Consider the following 24910-nt stretch of genomic DNA (forward strand, 5'->3'; position numbering starts at 1 on the left):
TCACCCACATCAGTCGAACGGGTACTCTCCTGCGTCAATGGCTGCTAAAAATCTAGCGTGCGAGGCGGCGTTGAATGCCTTCTCCCTCTTGTAAATGGTTTTGACGCCATCATAACTGTTTGGGCTTTTCCCCAATTTGGCCAGAGCCTTAGCGACAGCATCGCACGCACTATGATGGTTGGGGGGTTCATCGTTACGCATCGCAGTTAACCCGCTGGTCACCAATTTCTCTACGGCAAGCCAAATCCGCATGTCTTTGTGAGATCTGTCCTCTTTACGGCCCTTCGTTTCGTTCGGCGCAGCTTTGGGGCGGGATCGCTCGCCGGCGAGTTCAGTTGACAACACATCTGCAAGCCATTTTCGGAGTGGCGGCGAAATATCAGCGTCAGATTGTAGTAATCGGATGCAATGCAACGAGATTGCGTCCCAATACCACGTATAGAACGCGCTCTTCTCGATCCAAGAGGGCTCGTATGGATGACCGTCTATATCAATGGAGAGGTCGGCCATTTGCTCAACGTGATATGACGCCTGATGCGCCGAGGTTGAGAGATTGTCGATGTTGGTCAAATCCTCCATCGCAAGAGCTACTGCCCCGTCGAAGTTCATTTCGACTTTTCCGTCAGAAAGTTCGCCCATTCGTCCATCATTTCGCGCCTCTTCTCCACCATATGGCCGCGTCTGTAGGCGGCCTCGACATCACTGGCAATTTGGTGGGCGAGGGCAACTTCAGCCATTTCACCTGCAAAATTTGTCCGGTCAGCCACCCAATCGCGGAATGTCGAGCGCAAGCCGTGCGGCACCGCGGGCCGCGTGTTGACGCCATCCACGAACCCAGCGCCGCCCTTAGCAAGATCTGTTTCATGCAGACGGGCCATCGTCGCACTAAGCGTCATGTCGCTGAGCTGGCCACCACGCGAGGCTGGGAAGACCAAGCTGTTATCTTTCGTCCTCGGTAAGGCTCTCAGCAGTTGCTGCGCCGCTGAAGGCAACGGGACGCGATGCTCACGCTTCATCTTCATTCGTTCGGCCGGAATCACCCATAGACCAGTCGCCATGTCGATTTCATCCCATGTGGCACCTCGGACCATGGCAGAGCGCGAGGCAGTGAGCGCGGCAAATTCCAGCGCGCGGCTACCATTGCCAGATCGTTTGCGCAGCGCTGAAAACCACCTTGGCGCGTCCGCAAGCTGGATAGCCGGGTGATTTTCCTGCTCTGCGATTTTGCCGGGTGCTGGAAGCAACTCTTTCAGATTACCCCCCCAGCGAGCCGGGTTCTCACCCGACCGATGGCCGCGCACGGTGGCCCACGCCAACACCGTTTCAATACGCCCGCGCAGTCTGCTCGCCGTCTCTGTTTTCTCCTGCCAGATTGGCTCTAGCACCCGAAAGACGTCATGAACCGTGATGTCCGCGACCTGCATTTCTCCCAGCAGAGGCGTTGCGTAGGTCGCCAGCGTGTTTTCCCACTGCTGGCGGTGCTTGGAATTCTTAAAGCTATCGAGCTTTGCGGAGAGACATTTGTCGACAGCATCGGCAAATCGCAAATTGCGCATGCGTTGGACGACGAGCTCAGCGCGGGCCGCCCTGCGCTCTTCGACCGGGTCAATGCCCTGGCGGATTTTGTCTTTGAACTCCCGCGCCGTGTCGCGCGCTTGCGCCAGCGACACTTCAGGATAGCTGCCAAGTCCCATTTCGCGTCGGCGCCCCCCGACCGAAGCGCGCAGCACCCAACTGCGTCCACCGGCGGGGGTGAATTGTAACATGAGGCCGGAGACGCCGCCGACTGCGACCGTAGTCAATCCATCTGCACCGGGATGAACGAGGCGTTTGACTTCCAGAGCAGACAGCTCTTTCGCGATCCGCGGCACGGTTTACCCCCCATCCTACCCGCTAAAAGCAATGCGAATGCATGCGACAGATAGAGACCGTTGTAAACTGTCCGCTTTCCTAAAATTGCAACAAGTTCAGATAGATGATAGGCAACTGCGACGAGAGGAGACAATTATGCCGAGACGAATGGCGGTCTTCCTCTCCGCCACTTGTTTTTGTCGATCAAATTTTCAGTGGGCTCGGATAATTGGGCCTGCATCATGAAAATGGCGACTGATCTGGATTAAAGTTTATAGATATTACGTCGGTTCAGTGCCGACGATATGTCCGTGCCAATGTCTTGGCGCCTATCGCGCGTTCCCGTGTTTCCTGTAGCCAATGACGTGTTGTAGCCGTACTTTGATCCACGGCAGTACTCAGGATTTAGCATTCTATATAACCACTGCAGTGGGTCCTTTAGGCTTACGACATGTAATGTCCGTGATTCTGCGCCGCAATTTGCAATCAATCGTTATTGCCATATTGCGACCATTAGGGCCTTGAGAGTTCATCAATAAGTAAGGAGGGCGGCAAAGCCGCCCTCGCTCAAATTAATTCAATGGCAGCAAGTTGAACCAAGTGCGAATACCAGCTTCTGTTACCAAAACGGCGTTATTGCGACCTGTAGCGCTTGCTGCCATCTGCGCAAGTTCCCGTACTGCAAAGGCATTTAGCGGGCTTACAATGTCATATTCACCGGGAGGCATCTTATAAAGACGGCCATCGTCGGCGACGATAACATCCGTGAAGCCGAGCCGCTCAGCTTCGGCATATAAAGTAAGGTAGTCGGGCATAGTGGCCTCGTATAGGACGATGCGGACGGTGTGTCGGTGCATAGTGCAACTCCGATAAAGGTTGAATTCGAACCCTCCGCGCCCTACAAGCTGACTGTCGATCTTACTTGGGTGACGCGCATCTCCACCTCGGGGCGCGCCGCGAAGGAAGAAATGAAGGCCGAGCCAGAATTCCTGGCTCGGCCTTTACTTTAGCGAGATTCCGGTGTCCCAACAAGACTGTTCGATAAAACGCATGTAAATGGCTTCGTTGTCAACGTCAGGTTGACAATTGCTCGCATCTTAACTCTCTTGGTTTGGCTTAGGTAAACTGGTCCACAAAGGTGCCAAGTCCCTCCTCACAACATTAACCGTTTGCGGCGTGATTTGCTGGATCCGAAGGCTGCCCGGTTCTTGTTGGCCCTCAAAGCCCCCGCGCCACTTCCTCCATCTGCGCCGCGCAGAGGCCCCAGCCCTCATGAAACCCCATCTTTTCGTGCGCTTCCCGATCTTCGGCGTTCCAGTGGCGCGCCACAGCTGTGTAGCGGGTCTTGCCGTTTTCGGGCACGAAGGTCAGCACGCAGGTGAAGAAGGGTTTTTCGGCCGGAACCCAGTCGCCGATATAGGCATCGGTAAAGACCAGCTTACGGTTCGGCACGATCTCCAGATATTGCCCGGGATTGGGATATTCGGTGCCGGCCTCGTCGGCCATCACCACATTGCATTGCCCGCCCGGCCGCAGGTCCAGCGTTGCACGCGGCACCGTCCAGGGCTTCGGCGCAAACCATCTGGGCAAAAGCGTTTCATCGGTCCAGCAGCGATAGACCGCCTCGGGCGGCGCATCGATCAGCCGCGTCAGCACCAGGTCGCGGCTGGCATCCTTGGTTTCGGTCTCACTCATCTTGTGTCTCCACTCTGCCCCTTGGGCGTGCCTGCTGCGACGAGCCGGCCGGCGTCATTTCGACAGCGCCGATCCTCTTTGTGCATGCGCCGGCCCTGACAGGGGAGCCTGCCTCATGTATGGAAGCCGCGCACGCGATTTTTCGAGGTTTCCATGCGCCAGAGCCGCCCCCTTCATTCCGGCTGGACCCTGACCTGCCTGGGCGGCCCCGGCGCGCGGCCCGGCCTGCCCGAGGCGATCCCGGCCCAGGTGCCCGGCACGGTGCATACCGATCTTCTCGCCGCGGGGCTGATCCCCGATCCCTATCTCGATCTCAACGAGATCGCCGTCGATTGGGTCGGCCGCTGCGACTGGCGCTATGACCTTGTCTTCGATTGGCGGGACGAAGGCGCCGAAATCACCGATCTGGTCTTTGCCGGGCTCGATACCTTTGCCGCCATCCGCCTCAACGGCGTCGCCATCGGCGACACCGCCAATATGAACCGCGCCTATCGCTTCCCGGTGCACGAGCATCTGCGGGCAGGGGAGAACCATCTTTCCATCACGTTCCAGTCCGCCTGGACACGCGGCGAGGCCCTGGCCGCCCAATACGAGCCGCGCCCCAACAATTATCCGGGCCCCGCCAATCTCATGCGCAAGATGGCCTGCAATTTCGGTTGGGATTGGGGCCCGACCCTGGTCACGGCCGGTATCTGGCAGGCCGTGACGCTCGACAGCGGCCCGGCCGCGCGGCTGGCCAGCGTCCGCCCCGAAATCACCCTGTCCGGCGCCGATGGCCATGTCCGTGTTCACGCCGATATCGCCGCTGGCGACGCTTCGGGGCTCGCCCTGCGCGTCAGCATCGCCGGGCAGAGCGCCGCGGCCCCGGTCGCGGACGGCGCGGCCGCTCTCGATCTGGTCGTGCCCGCGCCCCGGCTCTGGTGGCCGCACAATCTGGGCAGCCAGCCGCTTTACGATCTCGTGGTCGAGCTCGTTGCGGGCGATCGGGTCATCGATAGCTATCGCCGCGCCATCGGCTTCCGCTCCATCCGGCTCGACACCACGCCCGACGAACACGGCACCGCCTTCACCGTCGTGGTCAACGACGTGCCGGTCTATATCTTCGGCGCCAACTGGATTCCGGACGATTGCTTTCTGCCGCGCGTCACCCCCGAGCGCTACGCCGCCCGCATCGATCAGGCCCGGGGCGCCAATATCAACATGCTGCGCGTCTGGGGCGGCGGCATCTACGAAACCGAGGCTTTCTACGAGGCCTGCGACCGCGCCGGCATGCTGGTCTGGCAGGATTTTCTCTTTGCCTGCGCCGCCTATCCCGAGGAGGGCGATCTGCCCGCCGAGATCGAGGCCGAGGCGCGCGACAATATCGTCCGTCTCATGCCCCATCCGTCCCTCGTGCTCTGGAATGGCAATAACGAGAATATCTGGGGCTATTTCGACTGGGGCTGGCAGCCCGCCCTCGAGGGCCGCACCTGGGGCGCCCATTATTATCTCGATCTCCTGCCGCGCCTGGTCGCTACGCTCGACCCCACGCGTCCCTATTGGGCCGGCTCGCCCTATTCGGGCACCATGGATATTCACCCCAACGATCCCGACCATGGTTGCACCCATCTCTGGGACGTCTGGAACGAGATCGGCTACGAGCATTATGCCGCGTCCATTCCCCGCTTCTGCTCCGAATTCGGCTGGCAGGCGCCCCCCACCTGGGCGACCCTCACCCAGTCCGTTCACGACGAGCCTTTGACGCCCGTCTCCCCCGGCGTCTGGCATCACCAGAAGGCCACCATCGGCAACGACAAATTGCTGCGCGGTCTGGCTGGTCATCTGCCCGAGCCGCAGGGCATGGACGACTGGCATTTCGCTACCCAGCTCAACCAGGCCCGCGCAATCTCCTTCGGCATTGCCCACATGCGCAGCCACCGTCCGCGCAACATGGGCACCATCGTCTGGCAGCTCAATGATTGCTGGCCGGTGACCTCATGGGCAGCGATTGACGGCTATGGTCGCAAAAAACCGCTTTGGTACGCCTTGCGCACGGTCAGCGCTAACAGTCTGCTCACAATACAGCCCCGAACGACAGGTTTGACCGTCGTCGCGGTCAATGAGCGCACCCTGTTTTGGCGCGGCGCGGTGACGCTCAGGCGGCTCGATTTCGACGGCAATATCCTGGCCGAATGGACCCATTGGCGGCTTTGTGCCGACCGCTTCTCCGCCGCCGAACTCCTTGTTCCAAAAGAGCTTTCGGCGCCGGTCGATCCGAAACGCGAAGTGCTCGTCGCCAAGATGCACGACCGCACTGCCTTCCATTGGTTCACCGAGGACATCGACCTCGCCTTGCCAAAGCCGGAATACGATATCGCATTGAAAAACCTAGGGGATTCGCGCTGGGAAATCGCCGTAACTGCCCGGACCCTGCTCAAGGACCTCTGCATTTTCCCCGACCGGCTGGCCTCCGATGCTGAAATCAGTGACATGCTGGTTACGCTTCTGCCCGGCGAGGTGCACCGCTTCATCGTTGAAAATATTGATGAAATCGACGCAGCGGGATTGGCTGGCGCACCCGTCGTGCGTTGCGCCAACGATCTAGTGACCTAGTTCGGCCAGCGCCGGCCGCAAGTGGCCCTCGTGCCGGTCGAGCAATAGCGCCGCCCGATCCGCCGCCGCCCCCGCCGCGATCAGCACTGCCGGCTTGACGGCGCCACCCGTTAAGTCCAGGGCGGCGCTGGCTTTTTCGGCGTCGACCCCGGCAATGGACATGACGATGCCCTTGGCCCGTTCACGCAATTTCGCGTTATCCGCCAAGAGGTTGACCATCATCCCGTCATGCACGTGACCAAGCCGTATCGCCATCAGCGTCGACAGCATGTTGAGCGCAATCTTCTGCGCCGTCCCCGCGCCCATCCGCGTCGAGCCGGCAATAACCTCCGGTGGGGTCGGCAGCAGGATCGGCACGTCTACCGTCCCGAACAGCGCCGCGTCGGCATTATTGGCAATCCCGATCGTGCGGGTGCCCATTTTCCGGGCCATCCGGGCTGCCGCAACCGGATAGGGCGTCTGGCCGCTCGCCGTCACTGCGATCAGGCAGTCCGAGGGGTTGGGGTCATGCGACCCCAAGGCCGTTTCCGCCGCACTGCCGTCGTCTTCCGGGCTTCCCGTCATATCCACCAGCGCGTCCATGCCGCCTGCCAGCAACACCACGATCCGGTGACGTGGAATGCCATAAGTCCCGGGTAATTCAAGAGCATCGGCCAGTGCCATGAGGCCGGAACTACCGGCTGCGGCATAGATCAACCGGCCGCCGCTGCGCAGACTCGCGGCCGCGAGAGCAGATGCCTTGGCCATGGCGGATATAGCGGACCCCACTGCCTGGGCAGCTTCGCTTTGGCCGTCGGCGAGTAGCGTGAGGACGTCCGTGTCCTCCCGCAACTCCAGCCCGTGTGCCGCGCTATGGTGTATCTCGGTCAGTTTCTGAGCCATAATCCCTCCGTGACGCGATAATGCCAAAAAAATACCACTTGTCCAGTTTGCATGGGGTGGGCATAAAGATGAGAACAAAAAACGCAGATCGCTCAATGAATAGCTGGTCACCCGCAGAAGGAAGGAGCCAAACTCGGCTGTCAATGGTATCTTATTGGTATTTAATATGTTGCGCTGATCTCCTGGCGTGGCTACGACGTCGAGACCTTGGTGGAGGAAAACGTGACTGACGAATCCCAAGGCATGTTTGGAGATGGTCCCGTGGTGCTGCCGGTCGGCGGCCCGCTCTATCTTCAACTTAAGCGCTGGATCGAAGATGCCATAAGGCGCGGCACGATCAATCCCGGCGACGCCTTGCCCTCCGAACGCGATCTGGCCCTGCGAGCGGACGTGTCCCGCGTCACAGTGCGCAAGGCCGTCCAGCAATTGGTCCAGGACGGTGTGCTGGTGCAGCGGCATGGGTCGGGCACGTTCGTTGCCCCGGAAACCCCGCGCGTCGAACAATCGCTGTCGCAGCTGACCTCGTTCACCGAGGACATGGCGCGCCGTGGCATGTCGGTGCGCTCGCAATGGCTTGATCGGGGACTTTACGCAGCGTCCCCCGAAGAAACCATGGTGCTGGGGCTCGGATCTGACGAAAGAGCGGCACGGATTTCGCGCCTTCGTTTGACGGGCGACATGCCGCTGGCTATCGAGCGCGCCAGCCTCTCGTCAACCATTCTGCCCGACCCGGCGGCGCTGGGGGATTCGCTCTACGAACATCTCGACCGTTTCGGCGTTCGTCCGGTCCGCGCTATTCAGCGCATACGGGCGGCCAATATCGCCGAGGACGATGCATCGCGTCTCCAGGTTCCGGTCGGCTCGGCCGGGTTGCATATCGAGCGCATCTCTTACCTGGCCACCGGCCGGGTGATCGAATTCACCCGCTCCATCTATCGGGGCGATACCTACGACTTCGTCGCCGAACTTCGGCTCGGCGACCCCAGTGCCGGAGCAAAATCATGACCGCTCAAACTCACATGCGTCAGGAAGTGGATCAGATCCCTGCCGTCGTGGCCGGTTTCCTCGACACGGCGACCCCTGTTCTCAATGCCGCAGCGGCCCGGTTGCGCGAGGTCGATCCGGCCTTGGTAATCACCGTCGCACGCGGCTCTTCGGACCATGCCTCGGCTTACCTCAAATACGCCATCGAGCTCACCTTGGGGCTGCCAGTGGCTTCTGTCGGTCCATCCATCGCATCGATCTATGGCAAGGATCTCAAGCTCGACCGTGCTGCGGCGCTGGCCATCTCCCAGTCGGGAAAGAGCCCGGATATCGTCGGCATGGCACAGTCTGCCCGGCGCAGTGGCGCGACCACGATAGCCGTGACCAATACGATGAATTCCCCCTTGGCACAGACCTCTGACTTCACCATCGATCTTCATGCCGGAGTGGAAAAGAGCGTCGCGGCCACCAAGACCTTCGTGACGTCGGTGGTGGCAGGCCTGGCCCTGCTGGCGCGCTGGAGTGGGGACAGCGACCTGAACAAGGCCGTACAATCTCTGCCGGACAGCCTTGCCCGCGCGGTTGCCTGCGACTGGTCGGACATGATCCCCGCGCTCGACGGCCACTCCGCCCTTTATGTGCTCGGCCGGGGCCCCGGATTTGCCATCGCCAACGAGGCGGCATTGAAGTTCAAGGAGACGTGCGGCATCCAGGGCGAATCCTACAGTGCTGCTGAAGTCATGCATGGTCCGGTTTCCATCGTTACCCCTGGATATCCCGTCCTCGGGCTGGCCGCCCGTGACGCTGCCGAAGCCTCGGTCGCCGACATGGCGCACAAATTGGCGGGGCAGGGGGCGCGAGCGTTTCTCACCAGCGATCGGCCTGGTGCGGCGTCGCGTCTGCCCTTTTCGGCTACGGGACATCCAATCACCGATCCGCTGTCTCTGATCGTATCTTTCTATGGTTTCGTGGAGGCGCTCGCCCGCCACCGCGGCCTCAACCCAGATGAGCCGCCAATGCTACGCAAGGTCACCGAGACGATATGAGCGATCTTCTCGCCATTTGTGGCGCCCGCATATTCGACGGTGAGAACTGGCACCAGAATGCGGCCCTGATGATTGAGTTCGGCTTCGTAAGCGGCATTGTCAGTGCGTCCGATATTCCGGTACACGCCGAACGCGTCATGATGGACGATGGCATGCTCGTGCCCGGTTTCATCGATCTGCAGGTCAATGGCGGAGGCGGTGTTCTCTTCAACAATCAGCCGGACCTTGCAGGCATCCAGACCATTTGCGCGGCGCATGCTCGCTTTGGCACGACTGCCCTGTTGCCCACGCTGATTACCGATGGCGTTGCGGTCAATGTCGCCGCGATCGCCGCGGGGCTGGCTGCTGCCAGCCATCGCGTTCCCGGTTTTCTCGGGCTGCATCTTGAGGGCCCTCACCTCTCCCTGGCGCGAAAGGGCACTCACGATCCAGACCTGATCCGACCCATGGAGGACAGTGACCTCACTCGCCTCGTGGCTGCCGCACGAGAGCTTCCGAACTTGCTCTGCACAATTGGGGTGGAATCGGTGTCGCCAGCGCAAATCCTGGCCTTGGCCGAAGCCGGCGCAATCGTAAGCCTTGGGCATAGTGAAGCATCGACGGCGGAGGCCGGTGTCGCGTTTGCTGCCGGCGCTACTATGGTAACCCACCTGTTCAATGCCATGAGCCAGATGGGGAACAGGGAGCCGGGGCTGGTCGGTGCAGCGCTGGACACGCCCGGCGTCTTCGCCGGCCTGATTGCCGATGGCATTCACGTGCATCCTGCCAGCATGGGCGTTGCCCTTCGGGCCAAGAGAGGACCGGGACGCATCTTCCTTGTCACCGATGCCATGTCGCAGACAGGGACCGACCTGACCGAGTTTAAGCTGAACGGCCGCACGATTACACGGGCCGACGGCGCCCTGCGCCTGGCCGACGGCACCTTGGCGGGCGCTGATCTGGACATGATCGACGCCGTCAATTTTGTCATCGACACTATCGGGCTGGCTCCGGACGAAGCCTTCCGCATGGCTTCCCTCTATCCTGCGGAGGCCATGGGCATTGAGGCGGCCTATGGCCATCTTCGCCGTGCCGCTCGGGCAGATTTCGTACACCTGACCAATGGGCGTAAAGTGCAGTCGACATGGATCGGCGGGCAACGGGTCTGGGCGGCCTAGCCACGGCCGATATAGGGCATCTTTGTCGCCATGACCGTCATGAACTGAACGTTGGCGGCTAGAGGAAGTCCGGCCATGTAAAGCACGGCGTCAACGACGTGCTGCAATTCGAAAGTGGGTTCGGGGACCACATCGCCATTGGCCTGCAACGAACCCGCATTCATGGTGCTGGTCATGTCGGTCTGCGCATTGCCGATGTCGATCTGGCCGCAGGCAATGTCGAATGCTCGTCCGTCCAGCGAAATCGCTTTGGTCAGTCCAGTAATGGCATGTTTGGTGGTGGTATAGGACGCCGCCTGCGGTCGGGGAGCATAAGCGGAAATCGAACCGTTATTGATGATCCTGCCGCCCATCGGCTTCTGGGCGCGCATCAGTCGGAACGCCTCGCGCGCAACATAGAAGGCGCCGTTGAGATTGGTATCGACCATCTCTTTCCAGGTATCGATGGCCAGATCTCCAAACGAGGTCGCCGGCGCGAAGCGACCCGCATTGTTGAAGACAAGATCGATCCGGCCATACCGGGTGGCAATAGCCTCGAACATCGACCTCACGGCGTCGGGATCGGTGATGTCGCAAATCATCGCATCAAGCCCGTCGTCGCGCTTCAGCGTCTCGATCCGGTCGGCGCGGCGGCCGCATGCCACGATCTGCCAGCCGGCTTGGCCGAGGCCCAGCGCTACCGCGCGGCCTATCCCCGAGGTGGCCCCGGTAACAAGCGCAATCCTGGTCTCACTCATCCTCGATCTCCATAATTGCGGCATGCCAATGCCACTGATGTGGCATAGGGTTTGAGCCCTCTGATTTGCACATACAAGTCGTCTATGGCCCGGATTTCCGGCATTTTTAACGCCTTGTTAAGCTGGATTAACATCTGGTTTCCAGTTGTGTGCTGAATCTGCAACAACCGCAATGCAACCACATTGTGTCGGCCCGGAAACCTGCTCGCCGAGATTGCGTCCGGTTTTTCTGTGCGTAGAGTGGGTCTTGCGAATCCATGCATGGGATCGTTTGTCGGTCGCAACGCGACGGCAACACACAGCACCACGAATTGTGTGGTCGCGTTTCGACAAACCGCTGGGTAACCGGCACCAAATGACTGACTTTGGAGGTCAACCAATGAAACTCAAGAGCCTTATCCTCGGTTCTGTTGCTGCTGCCGGTCTCTCGACCGCTGGCTTCGCCGCCGATCTGGGCGTGCTCACCTCGCTGGACGTCTGCGACTCGCTGGGCATCTCCGGCCTGACCATTTCGTCCGCTGACAACTGCCTCGCTATCTCCGGCAAGGTTGCCTACGAATTCAACTGGGGCGACTACAAGGGCAACTGGGCTCCCTTCGCTCTGGCCGCTCGTGCTGGTACCCGCAACGTCATCGACAACGATGCCGGCGCCACTGCCGACCTGAACAACGACTGGGAAACCAAGGTTGAGACCTGGCTGAAGTTCGTTGGTACCGCTTCGAGCGACTTCGGTCCCGCTTCCGCCACCATCAAGCTGAAGTCGATCACCCAGACCGTCTTCACCAACGAAGGTGCTCCGACGGTCGGCGGCGACGCCACCACCAACGGTGCTGGTTCGAACGGCGCTTGGATCGTCGACGAAGCCTTCGTTCAGGTCGGTGACACCACCACCCTGATGGCTGGTAAGAAGGGCTCCGTCGCCAACTTCGGCGATGACGAACCGTTCAACTGGCTCGGCCTGTTCAACTCCGACGCCGTTGATAAGGGCGTCATGTTCGCCAAGGATCATCCGCGTACCGGTGGTCACGTGATCCAGGTCGTCTCGAGCCTCGGCAATGGCGTAACCGTCAAGGCCGGCCTTGAAAACCTCGACCGTGACTCTGCAGTCGGCGCTTTCGGCGGCTTCTATGACGGCGTCACCGCTGCTCAGTCGGCTGGCACCCTGGTCGGTGTTGTCGAATATGCCGGTGAAGGCATTGCCGCTCACGTTACCGGTCTTGCCGGTGGCATCCTCGACGGCGTTGTCGAAGATTGGGCTGTCCATGCTGGCGTGACCGGCACCTTCGATGCCTTCAAGATCCGCGCTGCCGGTGCTTACAGCGCCAACAACGTGAACGACACCTACTGGAACGTTCTGGGTTCGGCCGAAGGCAACTTCGACATGTTCACCATCGCTCTGTCGGGTGAAGCCAATGGCGGCACCAACAACGGTGTTGCTCTCGCCAACCAGGCTGGCTTCGGCGCTTCCGTCGGTGCAACCGTCACTGAAGGCGTCCGTATCAACCTCGGCGGTCGTTGGTTTGATGAAAACACCGACGTTGCCAACACTGAAGGCTACCAGGTCGCTGCCCAGGTCGTCGCAGCCGTCACCGAAACCATCACCCTCACCGGTGAAATCGGTGTCTATGGTTCGACCCGCGCTGTTGTCGCTCCTGCTTCGCAGACCGACTTCTACGGCAAGGCCGAACTCGGCTGGAAGCCCGGTGGTCAGTTTGAATCGTCGCTCGGTGCTGAAGTTCACCAGAACGGCGCTTACAAGGTCACCTTCAAGGCCTCCAAGGAATTCAAGTAATCCTTGGATTACTCCTGAATTGGGAAAGGCCCGGCTCTGCCGGGCCTTTCTTTTTGTCTGCTGCAAAGAAGCGCTGTTCGCAATGGGCGTGAAGGTCATGAAAGCCGAGCTTCGCGATGTGCAGACATACCGCGCGGTCAATTTTCTTTGTTGCGCCAACCAAATCGTCTACCGTGCCGAAAGTTGCGGTTTTCCAATGGATTCGGGATGATCAGGGACCTCCTTAAGTGGGTGGCGCCGGGCGTGGCGACCATACTTGGTGGCACGATTGCGGCTATGGCCATGACCGGACCGTCATTGACCTCTGACGTCAGTGGGCGAGGGGAGGCCAGCCATGCTCGCGTCGGTTATACGTGGGCGAGCGATGCCGTCACCGCGCGGCGTCCGGAACTGACGGGAACCGCAGGCTCTGGCGCCGAGAGTGTCGTCGCGTTTGCCGCTGGGACTGGCATGCTGGACACGTCCTATGTTTCCGACGCTAGTGACGTCCCGCCGCACATTTCCCTCCCGCGATATGAAGTCAAAATTGAAGATGGCGTGGCAAGCCTTTCTGAGAGCTCACGAAATGCTAGGGGCGTTCTTGCCCGCGATCTTTCGGTCTTGCCGAAGACGCACCTTGGACAGGGCGACGCCATCATCGATGGCGCCAGCAGGCATATGCATGTGCCGCCCAGCAGGCAGGTCGCTCAGATGACGACGGAAACCCTGTCCAACTCCATCATACAAGTGGCGCCGCCCTCGGTCAGTGACTACTGGATCAGCGTTACACGTCAGGCAGGCGGCATTCTCGTCTTCGATGGCTACGCTCCGGATGCGGCTACCCGAGACGCCTTTGCCTCCCGCGACGATGCCGATGTCAACTTTCTAAAGCTCGGGCGGGGCGCTTCCGTGCATTATCAGGCTGGGGTCGACTTCGGCTTGGAGGTACTCGACCGGATGAGCGAGGGTCGGTTTGTCTTGACGCAGGACAGGCTCACTTTATCGGGTACGGCCTTGAGCGCCAGCGACTACCGCGCCATTCGCGCCTTGCTGGAAGTCGGTCTGCCACAGGACATCGTATTGGCCACCGCCGAAGTCGCGCCGCCCGAAAATGTCACGGACAATGTCGGTAACACGGCCGATTTAGCCCCTGGACTGGAGCCGCTGAAGACGCCGGTCGAAGCCGAGGGGCCGTTCAATAGCGACACTGCGCCAGCTCAAACGCCCGCTTCCGTGGCTGAGCAGGCGGAGCCGACACCTGAGCCCGCCGTTGCAGAGCAGCGGGAACCGGTTGCAGTGAAGTCAGACTTGGTCGAAGATCCTGTGCAGGCGGCCCAAGCTGCGCAGTCCGAAGATGAGGCAACGCAGACGGCGCAATTGGCGTCCTGCAGTGCCCGGCTCACCGAATTGTCCGGACACAACGCCATTCTCTTCCAATCAGGAAATGCGGTCATCGCTGATAGCGCTTTTGCTGAACTCGACCTCTTCGCCCAGGCTCTGGCGAGCTGTCCGCAGGCGAGCGTCTTCGTGGAGGGACACACCGACAGCGATGGCGACAATCAGCGCAATCTGGCGCTGTCCGTGGCTCGAGCCGAAGCGGTGGTGAACGCGCTGATCGAGCGCGGTATCGATATGGGTCGCCTCTATGCCATCGGTTACGGCGAATCCCAGCCCATTGCGGACAATGGTAGCGCCGAAGGGAAGCGCCAGAACCGGCGGATCGTCGTGACGGTCCAAAATCCGGAGAATTAATCGCGGGCGGTTGCCGAAAGGATATGGCCTTAAGCGCAGTCAGCAAGCCTGAGGCCTCGAGCCCTTAGGCCGCCCACTTTCCCCGCGTGCCTGCGGCAAAGACGAAACGCGCCACTGCAGCGATTTCCTCGCTTTGGTCGAAAAGGGCAGGCGAGCCCTGTCCTGCAAGGGTCAGCGCTTCCGCGTCAGGGCGCCGGCGCACCATTTCGTCGAATGTTTCCCGACGCAACTGATCGGTCAGCTGCGTGCGCAGCACCATAAGCGGGGCGCATTTCAACGCATCGAAAAGCGGCCATTGAGCCATCAGAACGTCGCTGAAGCTGATATCCTTCAGAAGGCCGATCAGTCTGGAATCGTAGAGAGGATGCGCGCGGCCTCTTTTGTCGAAAGAATGCGTGCGCAAGGCCAGCGCATCCAATTGGCTGTCCGAAAGGCCGGGATGATTGCCCGCAAGCATGCGCCGAAAGCCTGCTAAGACTGACTTTCCGCGCAGGTTGGCCAGATGCTCGGCATTATTGCGCAGACGCACGATGCCTCTTGGATCGGTGACGGGTCCGGCATCGAGCAGCACGGTGCCACCAATTAACAGCGGATGCGCCGCGGCAAGGGCCATGGCAACCTGCCCACCATGCCCCTGTCCGAGCAGGATGGCGCGTCCGATCCCAAGCGCTGCCAGGATGTCGGCAACGTCCCGCGCATCGGAAAGCGATCCATAATCGTCGACTTTGCGGCGATCATCCGCTCTACCCCTTCCGGGAAGATCGATGAGCACCAGTGGCCAATCCGATGGACCCAGTCGGCGGAAATAGTCCGCGAAGGCGGCAAAGTCGCTCATGTTGCGCTGATAGCCTGCAAGACACACAAGCGGCATTCGGGCTTGGATGAAAGCGCCGCGAACGTGAACGGCTGCGCGTGTTCTGCCGTCCTGCGTGACGATGTGATGCACGGGCAGGCCGGCAAAGGGCGGGTGATTGGCCGGCACGGTGCGGGGGCGCTGCAGGAGGGATATCATGCCGCCATTTACCGGCGCACTCGCCCGAGTCACAAGCCGTTTCACGCGCCTTGTGGCGCGCCGCCGATAAAAGTATGGTGCGGCCTGTTCGATACCGGCGGGTATCGGGCCAAATCAACATCAAGGAAGGACCGGCCGTTCGCGCCGGCATCCAATTCGAGGAATACCGACAAATGCTGCGAGGTTCGATTACGGCGCTCATCACCCCCATGCGCGATGGGGTCGTGGATGAGAAAGCCTTCGCCAGCTTTGTCGACTGGCAGATTTCCGAGGGTACCCACGGCCTGGTGCCGGTGGGAACCACTGGCGAAAGCCCCACGGTCAGCCATGAAGAACATCACCGCATTGTCCAGATCTGCATCGAAGTGGCCAACAAGCGCGTGCCGGTCATTGCCGGCGCAGGCTCTAATGCCACTGCCGAGGCCGTGTCCCTCGCCCAACATGCCGAAAAGTCCGGCGCCGATGCCGTTCTCTCGGTTGTGCCCTATTACAACAAGCCAAACCAGGAAGGGCTGTTCCAGCACTTCTCGGCCGTCGCCCGATCGGTCGGCATCCCCATAATCCTCTATTCGGTCCCGGGCCGCACGGTGGTGGATTTGGCGGTCGATACCATCGTCCGGCTGCGTGATGCCCATCCCAACATCATCGGTGTGAAGGATGCGACGGGAAGCCTCGAGCGCGCCAGCATGCAGCGCAGCAAGCTGGGCAAGGATTTCATCCTGCTCTCGGGCGACGACAGCACCGCGCTCGGCTTCAATGCCCACGGCGGCCACGGCTGTATCTCGGTGACGGCAAATGTCGCGCCGCGCCTGTGTTCGCAGATGCAGGATGCCTGTACGGTCGGCGACTTCAACACCGCGCGCGAAATCAACGATAAGCTCGTCTATCTGCACCGCGATCTCTTCATGGAGCCCAATCCGGCACCGGCAAAGTATGTCGCGAACCGTCTTAACCTGTGCGCAAACGAAGTGCGGCTGCCATTGGTCCCTGTCGCCAAGCCCACGCAGGAGGCCATGGACTTTGCAATGCACCATGCCGGTCTTATGTAAGCGCTAGACGCAACCTCAAGACGACCAATTCGATTGTCCGGTCTGACACCAGGACCGGACATTCTCTTTTTTGAACCGTGATACCGCCATGTCCAGCAAGAACGACAAGAACAAGAATGGATGGATCAGCCACGGGCTCGTGGCGGAGAACCGCCGAGCGCGTTTCGATTATGAAATTGGCGATACGCTCGAGGCCGGCATTGTCCTGACCGGCACCGAGGTGAAGTCACTGCGGCTGGGCAAGGCCCAGATCACCGAGTCCTATGCGTCCCCGGAAAGTGGTGAGCTCTGGCTCATCAACGCTCATATCCCAGAATATCTTCAGGCCAATCGCTTCAACCATCAGGAGCGCCGGCCACGCAAGCTCCTGGTGTCCAAGAAGCAATTGTCCAAGCTTGACCAGGAAGTGGCCCGCGCAGGCAATACGATCGTACCGCTCAAGCTCTTTTTCAACGATCATGGCAAGGCCAAGCTGCTGATCGGCGTGGGCAAGGGCAAGAAGAATTTCGACAAGCGCGCCACCAGCCGTGATCGCGACTGGAACCGCGACAAGGCGCGGATCATGAAGGAAGGCGGGCGCGGGTAGGGTAGGCGCCTAGGCTTCGGTCGGACGCTGCACCTGCGGCCGCCCCACCGTCTTGGCAAGTTCCGCGACATCGAGAAAAAAGTCGGCCTGTCGGCGCAGATCGTCCGAGATCATCGGGGTGGGCGTGGTCAGGGTTGAAACCACGGTAACGCGTTTCCCGCGTCGCTGCAGCGCGGCAACCAGGGCTGTAAAGTCGCCATCGCCCGAAAACAGCACCAGGTGATCGTAATAAGGGGCCAGCTCGAGGGCGTCCACGGTCAGCTCGATATCCATGTTGCCCTTCACCTTGCGCCGGCCGGCCGCATCGGTGAATTCCTTGGCCGGCTTGGTCACCACTGTGAAGCCATTATAATCCAGCCAGTCGATCAGTGGCCTGATCGATGAATATTCCTGGTCCTCGATCAGGGCGGTGTAGTAGTTGGCCCGTAACAGATAGGCCTTGGCGCTGAATTCGGCCAAGAGCTTGCGGTAATCAATGTCGATCCCGATGGCCTTCGACGTGGCGTAGAGATTGGCACCATCGATAAAGAGAGCAATTTTTTCGCGCGGGTCGATAGCCATGAAAAGCTCTCCGGAAAAAAGCGGGGCTCCGCTTTTGATGTACACCGCAAGGTAGCATGGGGGCGAAAAACCCGTCCCGATGCCCGACTTAAATTCGGTGTTCGCACATTTCCCCCGGTCGAACAAGGCGAAGCGGCGTCTCGGGGGAGGCCAGCAAACCTTGCCATGGGCGGATCTATCGTGTATTGCGACCCTTCATCCCCCTTATTGTGGAGACGTTCGTGGCACGCGTCACCGTTGAAGACTGCATTGAAAAGGTCGAAAACCGCTTCGACCTCGTCCTCATGGCCGCTCATCGCGCGCGCATGATTTCCTCTGGCGCCCAGATCACCGTTCCGCGCGACAACGACAAAAATCCCGTCGTGGCTCTGCGTGAAATCGGCGATGGCACCATCTCTCCCGAAGATTTGCACGAGGATCTGATCCATTCGCTGCAGAAATATGTCGAAGTCGACGAGCCCGAATCCAGCGCCGCTCCGCTCATCGAGAGTGCTGGCGACGATGATTCGATCAACTTTGACACGATCAGCGAAGAAGAACTGCTGCGCGGCATCGAAAGCCTGGCTCCGCCGGAACGGCGTGACGATTAATTTGCGCTGTCGCACAATGCGATTATATCAGGAGCGTCCGGCATGTGCCGGGCGCTCTTTTCATTTTCAATACAGGCGCTAAGCTCGTTTTCTGCGAGCGAGCGACTAATCCATGATGCGTCAGTACGAACTCGTCGAACGCGTTCAGGCCTACAACCCGAACGCCGACGAGAATTTGTTGAACAAGGCCTATGTGTACGCCATGCAAAAGCATGGCTCGCAAAAGCGTGCCTCGGGCGACCCCTACTTCAATCACCCGCTTGAAGTTGCGGCCATTCTGACCGAGCTCAAGCTCGATGATGCGTCCATCGCCGTTGGCCTATTGCATGACACTATCGAGGACACGGACGCTACACGGTCCGAGATCGATCAGCTTTTCGGGCCGGAAATCGGGACCATCGTCGATGGCCTGACCAAGATCGAGCGTCTGAACCTGGTTTCCCGGGAGGAAGCCCAGGCGGAAAACCTGCGCAAGCTACTGCTGGCCATCAGCCAGGACGTGCGCGTGCTGCTGGTCAAGCTGGCGGATCGCCTGCACAATATGCGCACGCTGCAATATATGCGGGCTGACAAGCAGCAGCGCATCGCTCAGGAAACCATGGACATCTATGCGCCGCTTGCTGGGCGCATGGGCATGCAGGACATGCGCAATGAGCTGGAAGACCTCAGCTTCCGCATTCTCCAGCCAGATCATTACAACGCCATCATCGCCCGCCTCGACCAGATGCAGGCCGATAATCAGGAAACGATCGGCACCATTACGCGCGAGCTGACAGAGCGGCTCGCCGATGCCGGCATCACGGCGCGGGTCAAGGCGCGGGTAAAGTCACCCTATTCCATCTTCTCCAAGATCGAACGCAAGTCGATCGCGCTGGAACAGCTCTCCGACATGATCGGCTTCCGCGTCATTGTGGGCTCCGTTGAGCAATGCTACCGGACGGTAGGGCTCATCCATACCCAGTGGAAGGTCGTGCCCGGCCGCTTCAAAGACTATATTTCGGTCCCCAAGCACAACGATTACCAATCTATCCACACCACCATTGTCGGCCCCGGCCGGCAGCGTGTGGAGCTGCAGATTCGCACCGAGGATATGGACCGCGTCGCGGAGTTCGGTATTGCCGCCCATGCTCTGTACAAGGACGGAGCCTCGGCCAATCTGGGCCGCATCGAACTTGAATCCCATGCCTATGGGTCACTGCGGCAGACCATTTCCCACCTGACTTCCGGCATCGCCTCCGAAGACTTCCTCGAATACACCAAGCTCGAGCTCTTCCAGGATCAGGTTTTCTGCTTCACGCCGCGCGGACGACTTATCGCCCTGCCGCGCGGAGCCACGCCGATCGATTTCGCCTATGCGCTGCACACCGATATCGGTGATACCTGCGTCGGCGCCAAGATCAACGGACTGATCCTCCCCCTTGTTACGCAATTGCGCAGTGGGGACGAGGTTGAAATCCTGCGCGATCACAATCATCGTCCGCCCAGTAACTGGATTGGCATTGCCGCCACCGGCAAGGCACGCGCCGCGATCCGCCGGGCCGTGCGTCAGGCCGCGGCGCAGCGCGCCCATGCTCTTGGCGAGCACGTGCTGAGCATGATGCTCGAACGGGAAGGGGTGATGCTCGACGATGCAGAGAGCAAGTCGCTTGCCGAGGCGCTCGAGCAGCCATCAAAGCGCGATCTGCTGATTGCAGTGGGCGAGGGCAAGATCGGCTCCGAGCCGCTCGGCAATGCGCTGGCCCAGATCAAGGGCATTCGCAAGCGCCGCCAACGCAAGCTAGATCTGCCCGTTGCTGATACGGCCGATGGCTGGTTCGCCCTGCGCGCCACCGATCAGTTCCGCTTTCGTGTCCCTGGCGGACAGCGCTCCGGCTCCCAGGCCAAGCTGGCCTTGGCACAGCTTGATTTCCATACGCCCGTCCATCTGTCGGGGGAGGGCGTGGTGCCCGGAGATCGGTTGGTGGGCATTCTCGAGCCTGGCTCGCCGCTCACCATCTATCCCATCCATTCCGATGCGCTGGTCGAAAACCACGACCGTGACGTGGCCTGGGTCGACGTGCGCTGGAATCTGGGCGGCAAGGACGACCGGCTCTACACCACCATCGTCTCGATGGAATCGGTGAATCGGCCTGGCTCTCTGGCGCAGATTTCGTCGGCCATCGCAGCCTGCGACGCCAATATCAACAATCTCGTCATGCGCATGATTTCGCCGGACTTCCACCAGATGATCTTCGAAATTGAAGTGCGCGACCTTGCGCAACTGACCGATGTCCTGCAAACGCTCAAGCGCAGCCCCGGCCTTTCTGCGGTTCAGCGGGCGGGCATCAGGGAAGCGGGCATGATTTCGACGCTCGAATGGGACGGCAAGGTCGACAGGAGTTTGCGCGATGACTAGGGATGAAGTGCTGGATATCTTCCGCCAATGCGGAGCCATGCTGGAAGGGCATTTCATTCTCTCATCCGGCCTGCGCTCGCCGGTCTTTCTGCAAAAGGCTCGCGTCTTTCAATATGCCCACCAGACCGAAAAGCTCTGCAAGGCGCTGGCCGACCGCATAAAGGCAGAGGTCCCTGGCGTCACCAAGGTTGTCTCGCCGGCAATCGGCGGCATAATCCCGGGCTACGAGACGGCAAAGCACCTGGGCCTGCCTTCGCTTTACACCGAGCGCGTCGACGGCGAGTTCGAGCTTCGCCGCGGCTTTGAGATCGGTCCGCAGGATAAGGTCGTAATTGTCGAAGACATCGTCTCGACCGGCCTTTCCATCCGTGAATGTGTCGCCGCCCTGCGCAAGATCGGAGCAGACGTGGTGGCCGCTGCCTGCTTGATCGACCGGTCGGGCGGTGAGGCCGATGTCGGCGTCCCGCTAGTCAGCCTGATTGAATTCAAGGTGCCGGCTTACCCTGCCGATCAATTGCCGGCCGAACTTGCGGCCATTCCCGCGGTCAAGCCGGGCAGTCGCGGTATTCAGGGTGTCAAATGATCGTCGGCCTGGGCTCTGACCTCATCCAGATCGATCGCGTGCAGAGCTCCCTTGATCGCTTCGGAGATCGCTTCACCCATCGCTGCTTCACTGAAACCGAGCGCAGGAAGTCCGATCGTCGGGCCCAGCGCGCTGCGTCTTATGCCAAGCGTTTCGCTGCCAAGGAGGCCTGTTCCAAGGCTTTGGGCACAGGCATTTCCTGGGGCGTCTACTGGCGCGACATGGGCGTGGTCAACCTGCCATCCGGCAAGCCGACGATGAACCTGACAAATGGTGCGGCAAAGGCGCTGGCCCGTCTTGTTCCGCCAGGACACGAAGCCCATATCCATCTTACGATAACTGACGACGCCGGGCTTGCGCAGGCCTTTGTGATCATCGAGGCGCTGCCCATCAAGTCCGTTGACCCGGCTGGGACAAACGCCTAACCCTTGCGCACCGCCTAACCTGGGACGACCATGAGCCAGCCTGCCGACAAGAGCGCCAAGAAATCAGCGACCAATGAATGGGTCGAGACCTTCGTGGTCATTGTCGAGGCGTTGCTGATCGCCATCGTCATCCGGTTTTTTCTCTATCAGCCGTTCTCAATTCCAACGGCTTCGATGCAACAGACCCTGATGATCGGCGATTATTTCGTTGCCAACAAATATGTCTGGGGCTATGGCAAGCATTCGTTCTCGCTGGGTCGCTATGGAGACTTCGCGCTTCTCGACTTCGAACTGCCCATCAATAATCGAATTTTCGGCCGCGATCCCAATAGGGGCGACATCGCCGTGTTCCGTCCGGTTCCACAGAACATGGAATACATCAAGCGCATCGTCGGTATGCCCGGCGACCGCATCCAGATGCGCGAGGGCCGTCTTTATATCAACGACGTAATGGTCGAACGCGAACTGGTCGGCACCACGCTCGACACCGACAGCAATGGCGATACCCGTGAAGTGTCCGTCTATCGGGAAACCTTTCCCGAAGGCAGCACCCACATCATCCAGGAAATCGGCGATAACCTCTCGCTCGACAACACTCCGGAATATGTGGTGCCGGCGGGGCATTACTTCATGATGGGCGACAATCGCGACCGCTCGGCGGACAGCCGCGTGCTGAGCCAGGTCGGCTATGTGCCGGCCGTGAATCTGATCGCCAAGGCCGAGGCGCGCTTCTTCTCCATCCGCGATAACCTGCCTCCGTGGCAGATCTGGCAATGGCCAGCCAATGTGCGTTGGGACCGCATGTTCCAGTCCGTCTATGGCGATACGCCGTATGACACGACGGAAGCGCCGTGAGCCGTCGCGACAAGACCCACGAAAAGCTCCAGTTTCGTCTCGGATATCGCTTCGCCGATCTCGACAATCTGGAGCGGGCGCTGACGCATTCCAGCGCGATTTCGCCCGCCAAGCGCATCGAGCGCTCCTATCAGCGTCTCGAATTTCTGGGCGACCGCGTGCTCGGCCTCGTGGTGGCCGACATGCTCTATCGGCGCTATCCGAAATCCAACGAGGGTGATCTCAGCCGCACCCTCAATACGCTGGTGCGCAAGGAAACCTGCGCTGAAATTGCCCGGCAGCTCGACCTCGGCAAGGAAATGATCCTGGGCGACAGCGAGGCCCGATCGGGTGGGGCCGAGAAGGACGCCATCCTTGGGGACGTCACCGAAGCCATCATCGGCGCCATCTACCTGGATGGTGGCCTCGAGCCGGCCCGTAGCTTCATCGAGCGCAACTTTGAGGATGTGCTTGCGGGTGGCCAGGCCAACCGGGCCGACGCCAAGACCACGCTACAGGAATGGGCCCAGGCCCGTGGACTGGAGCCGCCCGCCTACCTTCTGGTCGAGCGCACCGGTCCTGATCATGCTCCCGAATTCACCATTGCCGTCAATCTGGAAGGCTTCGAGCCGCTTCAGGCGGTCGGTCACTCCAAGAAGTTCGCCGAGCACAAGGCCGCCGAACTCTTTCTTGTCCGCCAGCAGGTCTGGAAGGAAAAGCCATGAACACGCCTGAAGAACTAGCCGAAACATCCTGCGGGTTCATCGCCCTTGTCGGCGCGCCCAATGCCGGCAAGTCGACGCTGCTGAATTCTCTGGTCGGCACCAAGGTATCGATCGTCACGCACAAGGCACAGACCACTCGCAGCCAAGTGCGCGGCGTGCTGACGCTGGACCAGGCGCAGCTGGTCTTCGTCGATACGCCCGGTATCTTCGCGCCCAAGAAGCGGCTTGAACGTGCCATGGTCGACAACGCCTGGGGCGGCGCGGGAGATAGCGACATCGTCGCCTTCATCCTCGACGCTGATCGCGGCGTCACGCCTGAAATCGAGGCTCTGCTCGAAGGTCTCGAAAACATTCGCCAGCCCAAGGTGCTGATCCTCAATAAGATCGACACCGTCAAGCATGAGAGCCTCCTGGCGCTCTCGCAGGCGCTCAACGAACGGCAGCGGTTCGAGGCCACCTTCATGCTGTCCGCGCTCAAAGGCCATGGTGTCCAGGACTTCATCGATTGGTGCGTCAAGCACATCCCGCCCGGACCCTGGCATTTCCCGGAGGATCACCTCACCGACCTCACCATGGCGATCACCGCCGCGGAGATCACGCGCGAAAAGCTCTTCCTGCGCGTCCATGACGAGATTCCTTACAATGCGACTGTCGAGACAGAGAGCTTCAAGATCCAGAAGGACGGGTCCTACAAGATCGACCAGGTCGTCTATGTGAGCCGCGACAGTCACAAGAAGATCGTGCTCGGTGCCGGCGGGCAGACCATAAAGGCCATTGGTGCCGAGGCCCGGCGCGAGTTGATGGAGATGTACGAGGTTCCGATCCATCTTTTCCTTTTCGTCAAGGTGCGCGAGAAATGGGCCGATGACCCCGAGCGCTATCGCGAGATGGGGTTGGAATTTCCGCACGAAAAGAAGTGAGGCTTAAGGCCAGCGGAGATGGAATGGACCGGTGAAGCCCTGCTGATCGGCGTCCGTCGCCACGGCGAAGCCGGTGTCATTGCCGAGGCGATGGTGGTCGGGCGCGGTCGCTGCCTTGGGCTCGTGCGAGGCGGACGTTCCTCGCGCCTTGCCGCAACCCTGCAACCCGGAAACTCGGTTCAGCTGACCTGGCGAGCCCGGCTCGAAGGTCATTTGGGCGTTTTCACAATCGAGCTGCTTGAGGCCCGCGCGGCGGACCTTATTGCTGACCGGACGCGCCTCTACCTTTCCCAGCTCGTGTGCGAGCATCTGCGCCTCCTGCCAGAAAGGGAGCCGCAGGACCGTTTGCTCGGCATGGCGCTGGGACTGATCGATCATCCCCCCGATGGCGTCGAACTGGCGCGGTTCGAACTGGCTCTTCTGGATGAGCTGGGCTTCGGGCTCGATCTCACCAGCTGCGCCGCCACCGGGGTCGTTGAAGACCTCACCCATGTCTCGCCCCGGTCAGGCCGCGCGGTGTCCCGATCCGCCGCCGAGCCCTACAAGGATAGGCTCCTGCGCCTGCCAAGCTTTCTTGCGGGACGCGGCAATGCCAGTCCCGACGACATCCGCGACGCGCTGCGGCTCACGGCGCATTTTCTCGACATGCATTTCTGGACTGCCCACAAGGCGGAGCGGCCCCCAACGCGCGAGCCGCTCGTCGACTTGCTGACGCACGACTAGCCGACATCATCTTCACGGTGCTGCCCCGGCTGACTGGCCA

General features: G+C 60.5%; 24 protein-coding genes. 16 read left to right on the plus strand and 8 right to left on the minus strand.

Annotated features, from left to right (window positions below):
- Nucleotides 1–9: 9 nt before the first annotated feature.
- The 4 genes from VE26_RS04215 to VE26_RS04230 form a co-directional block, all read right to left on the minus strand.
- Complete coding sequence (locus VE26_RS04215) at nucleotides 10–639, minus strand: hypothetical protein (RefSeq protein ID WP_152658704.1); 630 nt, start codon at nucleotides 637–639, stop codon at nucleotides 10–12.
- Nucleotides 606–1871 (minus strand): tyrosine-type recombinase/integrase, encoded by a 1266-nt coding sequence (locus tag VE26_RS04220; RefSeq protein ID WP_046103894.1) that lies wholly within the window; start codon nucleotides 1869–1871, stop codon nucleotides 606–608. The genes VE26_RS04215 and VE26_RS04220 overlap by 34 nt, the downstream gene beginning before the upstream one ends.
- A gap of 552 nt (nucleotides 1872–2423) precedes the next feature.
- On the minus strand, nucleotides 2424–2666 hold the full coding sequence (locus VE26_RS04225) for a hypothetical protein (RefSeq protein WP_152658705.1): 243 nt from the start codon (nucleotides 2664–2666) through the stop codon (nucleotides 2424–2426).
- A 403-nt stretch (nucleotides 2667–3069) separates the two neighbouring features.
- Nucleotides 3070–3546, minus strand: a complete 477-nt coding sequence (locus VE26_RS04230; RefSeq protein ID WP_046103896.1) for an SRPBCC family protein — start codon at nucleotides 3544–3546, stop codon at nucleotides 3070–3072.
- A 153-nt stretch (nucleotides 3547–3699) separates the two neighbouring features.
- Between VE26_RS04230 and VE26_RS04235 the strand changes: the two genes are divergently transcribed.
- Nucleotides 3700–6138: a glycoside hydrolase family 2 protein gene (locus tag VE26_RS04235; protein ID WP_046103897.1), complete on the plus strand. Its 2439-nt coding sequence runs from the start codon at nucleotides 3700–3702 to the stop codon at nucleotides 6136–6138.
- Here the strand turns inward: VE26_RS04235 and VE26_RS04240 are convergent.
- On the minus strand, nucleotides 6127–7020 hold the full coding sequence (locus VE26_RS04240; protein ID WP_046103898.1) for an N-acetylmuramic acid 6-phosphate etherase: 894 nt from the start codon (nucleotides 7018–7020) through the stop codon (nucleotides 6127–6129). The genes VE26_RS04235 and VE26_RS04240 overlap by 12 nt on opposite strands.
- A gap of 243 nt (nucleotides 7021–7263) precedes the next feature.
- Here VE26_RS04240 and VE26_RS04245 point away from each other — a divergent pair, with 243 nt between their 5' ends.
- From VE26_RS04245 to nagA, 3 genes are read left to right on the plus strand one after another with little or no spacing between them, the layout of a single operon-like run.
- Nucleotides 7264–8025 carry a GntR family transcriptional regulator gene (locus tag VE26_RS04245; protein ID WP_046103899.1) on the plus strand — a complete coding sequence of 254 codons (762 nt, stop codon included), beginning with the start codon at nucleotides 7264–7266 and terminating at the stop codon, nucleotides 8023–8025.
- On the plus strand, nucleotides 8022–9050 hold the full coding sequence (locus VE26_RS04250; protein WP_244465622.1) for an SIS domain-containing protein: 1029 nt from the start codon (nucleotides 8022–8024) through the stop codon (nucleotides 9048–9050). The genes VE26_RS04245 and VE26_RS04250 overlap by 4 nt, the downstream gene beginning before the upstream one ends.
- Nucleotides 9047–10207 (plus strand): N-acetylglucosamine-6-phosphate deacetylase, encoded by a 1161-nt coding sequence (nagA, locus tag VE26_RS04255; RefSeq protein ID WP_046103901.1) that lies wholly within the window; start codon nucleotides 9047–9049, stop codon nucleotides 10205–10207. Before VE26_RS04250 ends, nagA begins: the two co-directional genes overlap by 4 nt.
- Here nagA and VE26_RS04260 read toward each other — a convergent pair.
- The gene (locus tag VE26_RS04260) at nucleotides 10204–10944 is read right to left on the minus strand and encodes an SDR family oxidoreductase (RefSeq protein WP_046103902.1); all 741 of its coding nucleotides are present in this window, start codon (nucleotides 10942–10944) and stop codon (nucleotides 10204–10206) included. The two genes, nagA and VE26_RS04260, sit on opposite strands and share 4 nt — an antisense overlap.
- A 379-nt stretch (nucleotides 10945–11323) precedes the next feature.
- On the opposite strand from VE26_RS04260, the gene VE26_RS04265 reads away from it, so the two are divergent.
- Both VE26_RS04265 and VE26_RS16995 read left to right on the plus strand, forming a co-directional pair.
- Entirely contained in the window at nucleotides 11324–12736 is a 1413-nt protein-coding gene (locus VE26_RS04265) for a hypothetical protein (RefSeq protein WP_046103903.1), read from the plus strand.
- Nucleotides 12737–12943: 207 nt separating this feature from the next.
- Nucleotides 12944–14467 carry an OmpA family protein gene (locus tag VE26_RS16995; protein WP_084619945.1) on the plus strand — a complete coding sequence of 508 codons (1524 nt, stop codon included), beginning with the start codon at nucleotides 12944–12946 and terminating at the stop codon, nucleotides 14465–14467.
- A 64-nt stretch (nucleotides 14468–14531) separates the two neighbouring features.
- Here VE26_RS16995 and VE26_RS04275 read toward each other — a convergent pair whose 3' ends face one another.
- Nucleotides 14532–15479, minus strand: a complete 948-nt coding sequence (locus VE26_RS04275; protein ID WP_046103904.1) for an alpha/beta hydrolase — start codon at nucleotides 15477–15479, stop codon at nucleotides 14532–14534.
- 173 nt (nucleotides 15480–15652) lie between these two features.
- Here VE26_RS04275 and dapA point away from each other — a divergent pair, with 173 nt between their 5' ends.
- Both dapA and smpB read left to right on the plus strand, forming a co-directional pair.
- Nucleotides 15653–16528, plus strand: coding sequence for a 4-hydroxy-tetrahydrodipicolinate synthase (gene dapA, locus VE26_RS04280; protein WP_046105000.1), 876 nt, complete (start codon nucleotides 15653–15655; stop codon nucleotides 16526–16528).
- Between the two features lie 88 nt (nucleotides 16529–16616).
- Nucleotides 16617–17114, plus strand: coding sequence for an SsrA-binding protein SmpB (gene smpB / locus VE26_RS04285; RefSeq protein ID WP_046103905.1), 498 nt, complete (start codon nucleotides 16617–16619; stop codon nucleotides 17112–17114).
- Nucleotides 17115–17123: 9 nt separating this feature from the next.
- Here smpB and VE26_RS04290 read toward each other — a convergent pair whose 3' ends face one another.
- Nucleotides 17124–17675 (minus strand): LabA-like NYN domain-containing protein, encoded by a 552-nt coding sequence (locus tag VE26_RS04290; RefSeq protein WP_046103906.1) that lies wholly within the window; start codon nucleotides 17673–17675, stop codon nucleotides 17124–17126.
- A 221-nt stretch (nucleotides 17676–17896) separates the two neighbouring features.
- Between VE26_RS04290 and rpoZ the strand changes: the two genes are divergently transcribed.
- From rpoZ to recO, 8 genes are all read left to right on the plus strand, one after another.
- The gene (rpoZ, locus tag VE26_RS04295) at nucleotides 17897–18265 is read left to right on the plus strand and encodes a DNA-directed RNA polymerase subunit omega (RefSeq protein ID WP_046105001.1); all 369 of its coding nucleotides are present in this window, start codon (nucleotides 17897–17899) and stop codon (nucleotides 18263–18265) included.
- A 112-nt stretch (nucleotides 18266–18377) separates the two neighbouring features.
- Entirely contained in the window at nucleotides 18378–20660 is a 2283-nt protein-coding gene (locus tag VE26_RS04300) for a RelA/SpoT family protein (protein ID WP_084619948.1), read from the plus strand.
- Complete coding sequence (pyrE, locus tag VE26_RS04305) at nucleotides 20653–21243, plus strand: orotate phosphoribosyltransferase (RefSeq protein ID WP_046103907.1); 591 nt, start codon at nucleotides 20653–20655, stop codon at nucleotides 21241–21243. Before VE26_RS04300 ends, pyrE begins: the two co-directional genes overlap by 8 nt.
- Nucleotides 21240–21668, plus strand: coding sequence for a holo-ACP synthase (gene acpS, locus VE26_RS04310; protein ID WP_046103908.1), 429 nt, complete (start codon nucleotides 21240–21242; stop codon nucleotides 21666–21668). Before pyrE ends, acpS begins: the two co-directional genes overlap by 4 nt.
- Before the next feature lie 30 nt (nucleotides 21669–21698).
- Complete coding sequence (gene lepB / locus VE26_RS04315) at nucleotides 21699–22523, plus strand: signal peptidase I (RefSeq protein WP_046103909.1); 825 nt, start codon at nucleotides 21699–21701, stop codon at nucleotides 22521–22523.
- Nucleotides 22520–23227 (plus strand): ribonuclease III, encoded by a 708-nt coding sequence (gene rnc / locus VE26_RS04320; protein WP_046103910.1) that lies wholly within the window; start codon nucleotides 22520–22522, stop codon nucleotides 23225–23227. The genes lepB and rnc overlap by 4 nt, the downstream gene beginning before the upstream one ends.
- Nucleotides 23224–24147: a GTPase Era gene (era, locus tag VE26_RS04325; protein WP_046103911.1), complete on the plus strand. Its 924-nt coding sequence runs from the start codon at nucleotides 23224–23226 to the stop codon at nucleotides 24145–24147. Before rnc ends, era begins: the two co-directional genes overlap by 4 nt.
- A gap of 18 nt (nucleotides 24148–24165) precedes the next feature.
- Nucleotides 24166–24870, plus strand: a complete 705-nt coding sequence (gene recO / locus VE26_RS04330; RefSeq protein WP_052715654.1) for a DNA repair protein RecO — start codon at nucleotides 24166–24168, stop codon at nucleotides 24868–24870.
- The last annotated feature ends 40 nt before the right edge of the window (nucleotides 24871–24910 follow it).

It is taken from the genome of Devosia chinhatensis, assembly GCF_000969445.1.
GTDB lineage: Bacteria > Pseudomonadota > Alphaproteobacteria > Rhizobiales > Devosiaceae > Devosia > Devosia chinhatensis.

Bases quoted from the DNA above. Each gene is read 5' to 3' on its own strand.
- VE26_RS04215 (WP_152658704.1), bottom strand. From the start codon at position 639: ATGGGCGAACTTTCTGACGGAAAAGTCGAAATGAACTTCGACGGGGCA.
- VE26_RS04225 (WP_152658705.1), bottom strand. From the start codon at position 2,666: ATGCCCGACTACCTTACTTTATATGCCGAAGCTGAGCGGCTCGGCTTC.
- VE26_RS04230 (WP_046103896.1), bottom strand. From the start codon at position 3,546: ATGAGTGAGACCGAAACCAAGGATGCCAGCCGCGACCTGGTGCTGACG.
- VE26_RS04235 (WP_046103897.1), top strand. From the start codon at position 3,700: ATGCGCCAGAGCCGCCCCCTTCATTCCGGCTGGACCCTGACCTGCCTG.
- VE26_RS04240 (WP_046103898.1), bottom strand. From the start codon at position 7,020: ATGGCTCAGAAACTGACCGAGATACACCATAGCGCGGCACACGGGCTG.
- VE26_RS04245 (WP_046103899.1), top strand. From the start codon at position 7,264: ATGTTTGGAGATGGTCCCGTGGTGCTGCCGGTCGGCGGCCCGCTCTAT.
- VE26_RS04250 (WP_244465622.1), top strand. From the start codon at position 8,022: ATGACCGCTCAAACTCACATGCGTCAGGAAGTGGATCAGATCCCTGCC.
- nagA (WP_046103901.1), top strand. From the start codon at position 9,047: ATGAGCGATCTTCTCGCCATTTGTGGCGCCCGCATATTCGACGGTGAG.
- VE26_RS04260 (WP_046103902.1), bottom strand. From the start codon at position 10,944: ATGAGTGAGACCAGGATTGCGCTTGTTACCGGGGCCACCTCGGGGATA.
- VE26_RS04265 (WP_046103903.1), top strand. From the start codon at position 11,324: ATGAAACTCAAGAGCCTTATCCTCGGTTCTGTTGCTGCTGCCGGTCTC.
- VE26_RS16995 (WP_084619945.1), top strand. From the start codon at position 12,944: ATGATCAGGGACCTCCTTAAGTGGGTGGCGCCGGGCGTGGCGACCATA.
- VE26_RS04275 (WP_046103904.1), bottom strand. From the start codon at position 15,479: ATGATATCCCTCCTGCAGCGCCCCCGCACCGTGCCGGCCAATCACCCG.
- dapA (WP_046105000.1), top strand. From the start codon at position 15,653: ATGCTGCGAGGTTCGATTACGGCGCTCATCACCCCCATGCGCGATGGG.
- smpB (WP_046103905.1), top strand. From the start codon at position 16,617: ATGTCCAGCAAGAACGACAAGAACAAGAATGGATGGATCAGCCACGGG.
- VE26_RS04290 (WP_046103906.1), bottom strand. From the start codon at position 17,675: ATGGCTATCGACCCGCGCGAAAAAATTGCTCTCTTTATCGATGGTGCC.
- VE26_RS04300 (WP_084619948.1), top strand. From the start codon at position 18,378: ATGATGCGTCAGTACGAACTCGTCGAACGCGTTCAGGCCTACAACCCG.
- pyrE (WP_046103907.1), top strand. From the start codon at position 20,653: ATGACTAGGGATGAAGTGCTGGATATCTTCCGCCAATGCGGAGCCATG.
- acpS (WP_046103908.1), top strand. From the start codon at position 21,240: ATGATCGTCGGCCTGGGCTCTGACCTCATCCAGATCGATCGCGTGCAG.
- lepB (WP_046103909.1), top strand. From the start codon at position 21,699: ATGAGCCAGCCTGCCGACAAGAGCGCCAAGAAATCAGCGACCAATGAA.
- era (WP_046103911.1), top strand. From the start codon at position 23,224: ATGAACACGCCTGAAGAACTAGCCGAAACATCCTGCGGGTTCATCGCC.
- recO (WP_052715654.1), top strand. From the start codon at position 24,166: ATGGAATGGACCGGTGAAGCCCTGCTGATCGGCGTCCGTCGCCACGGC.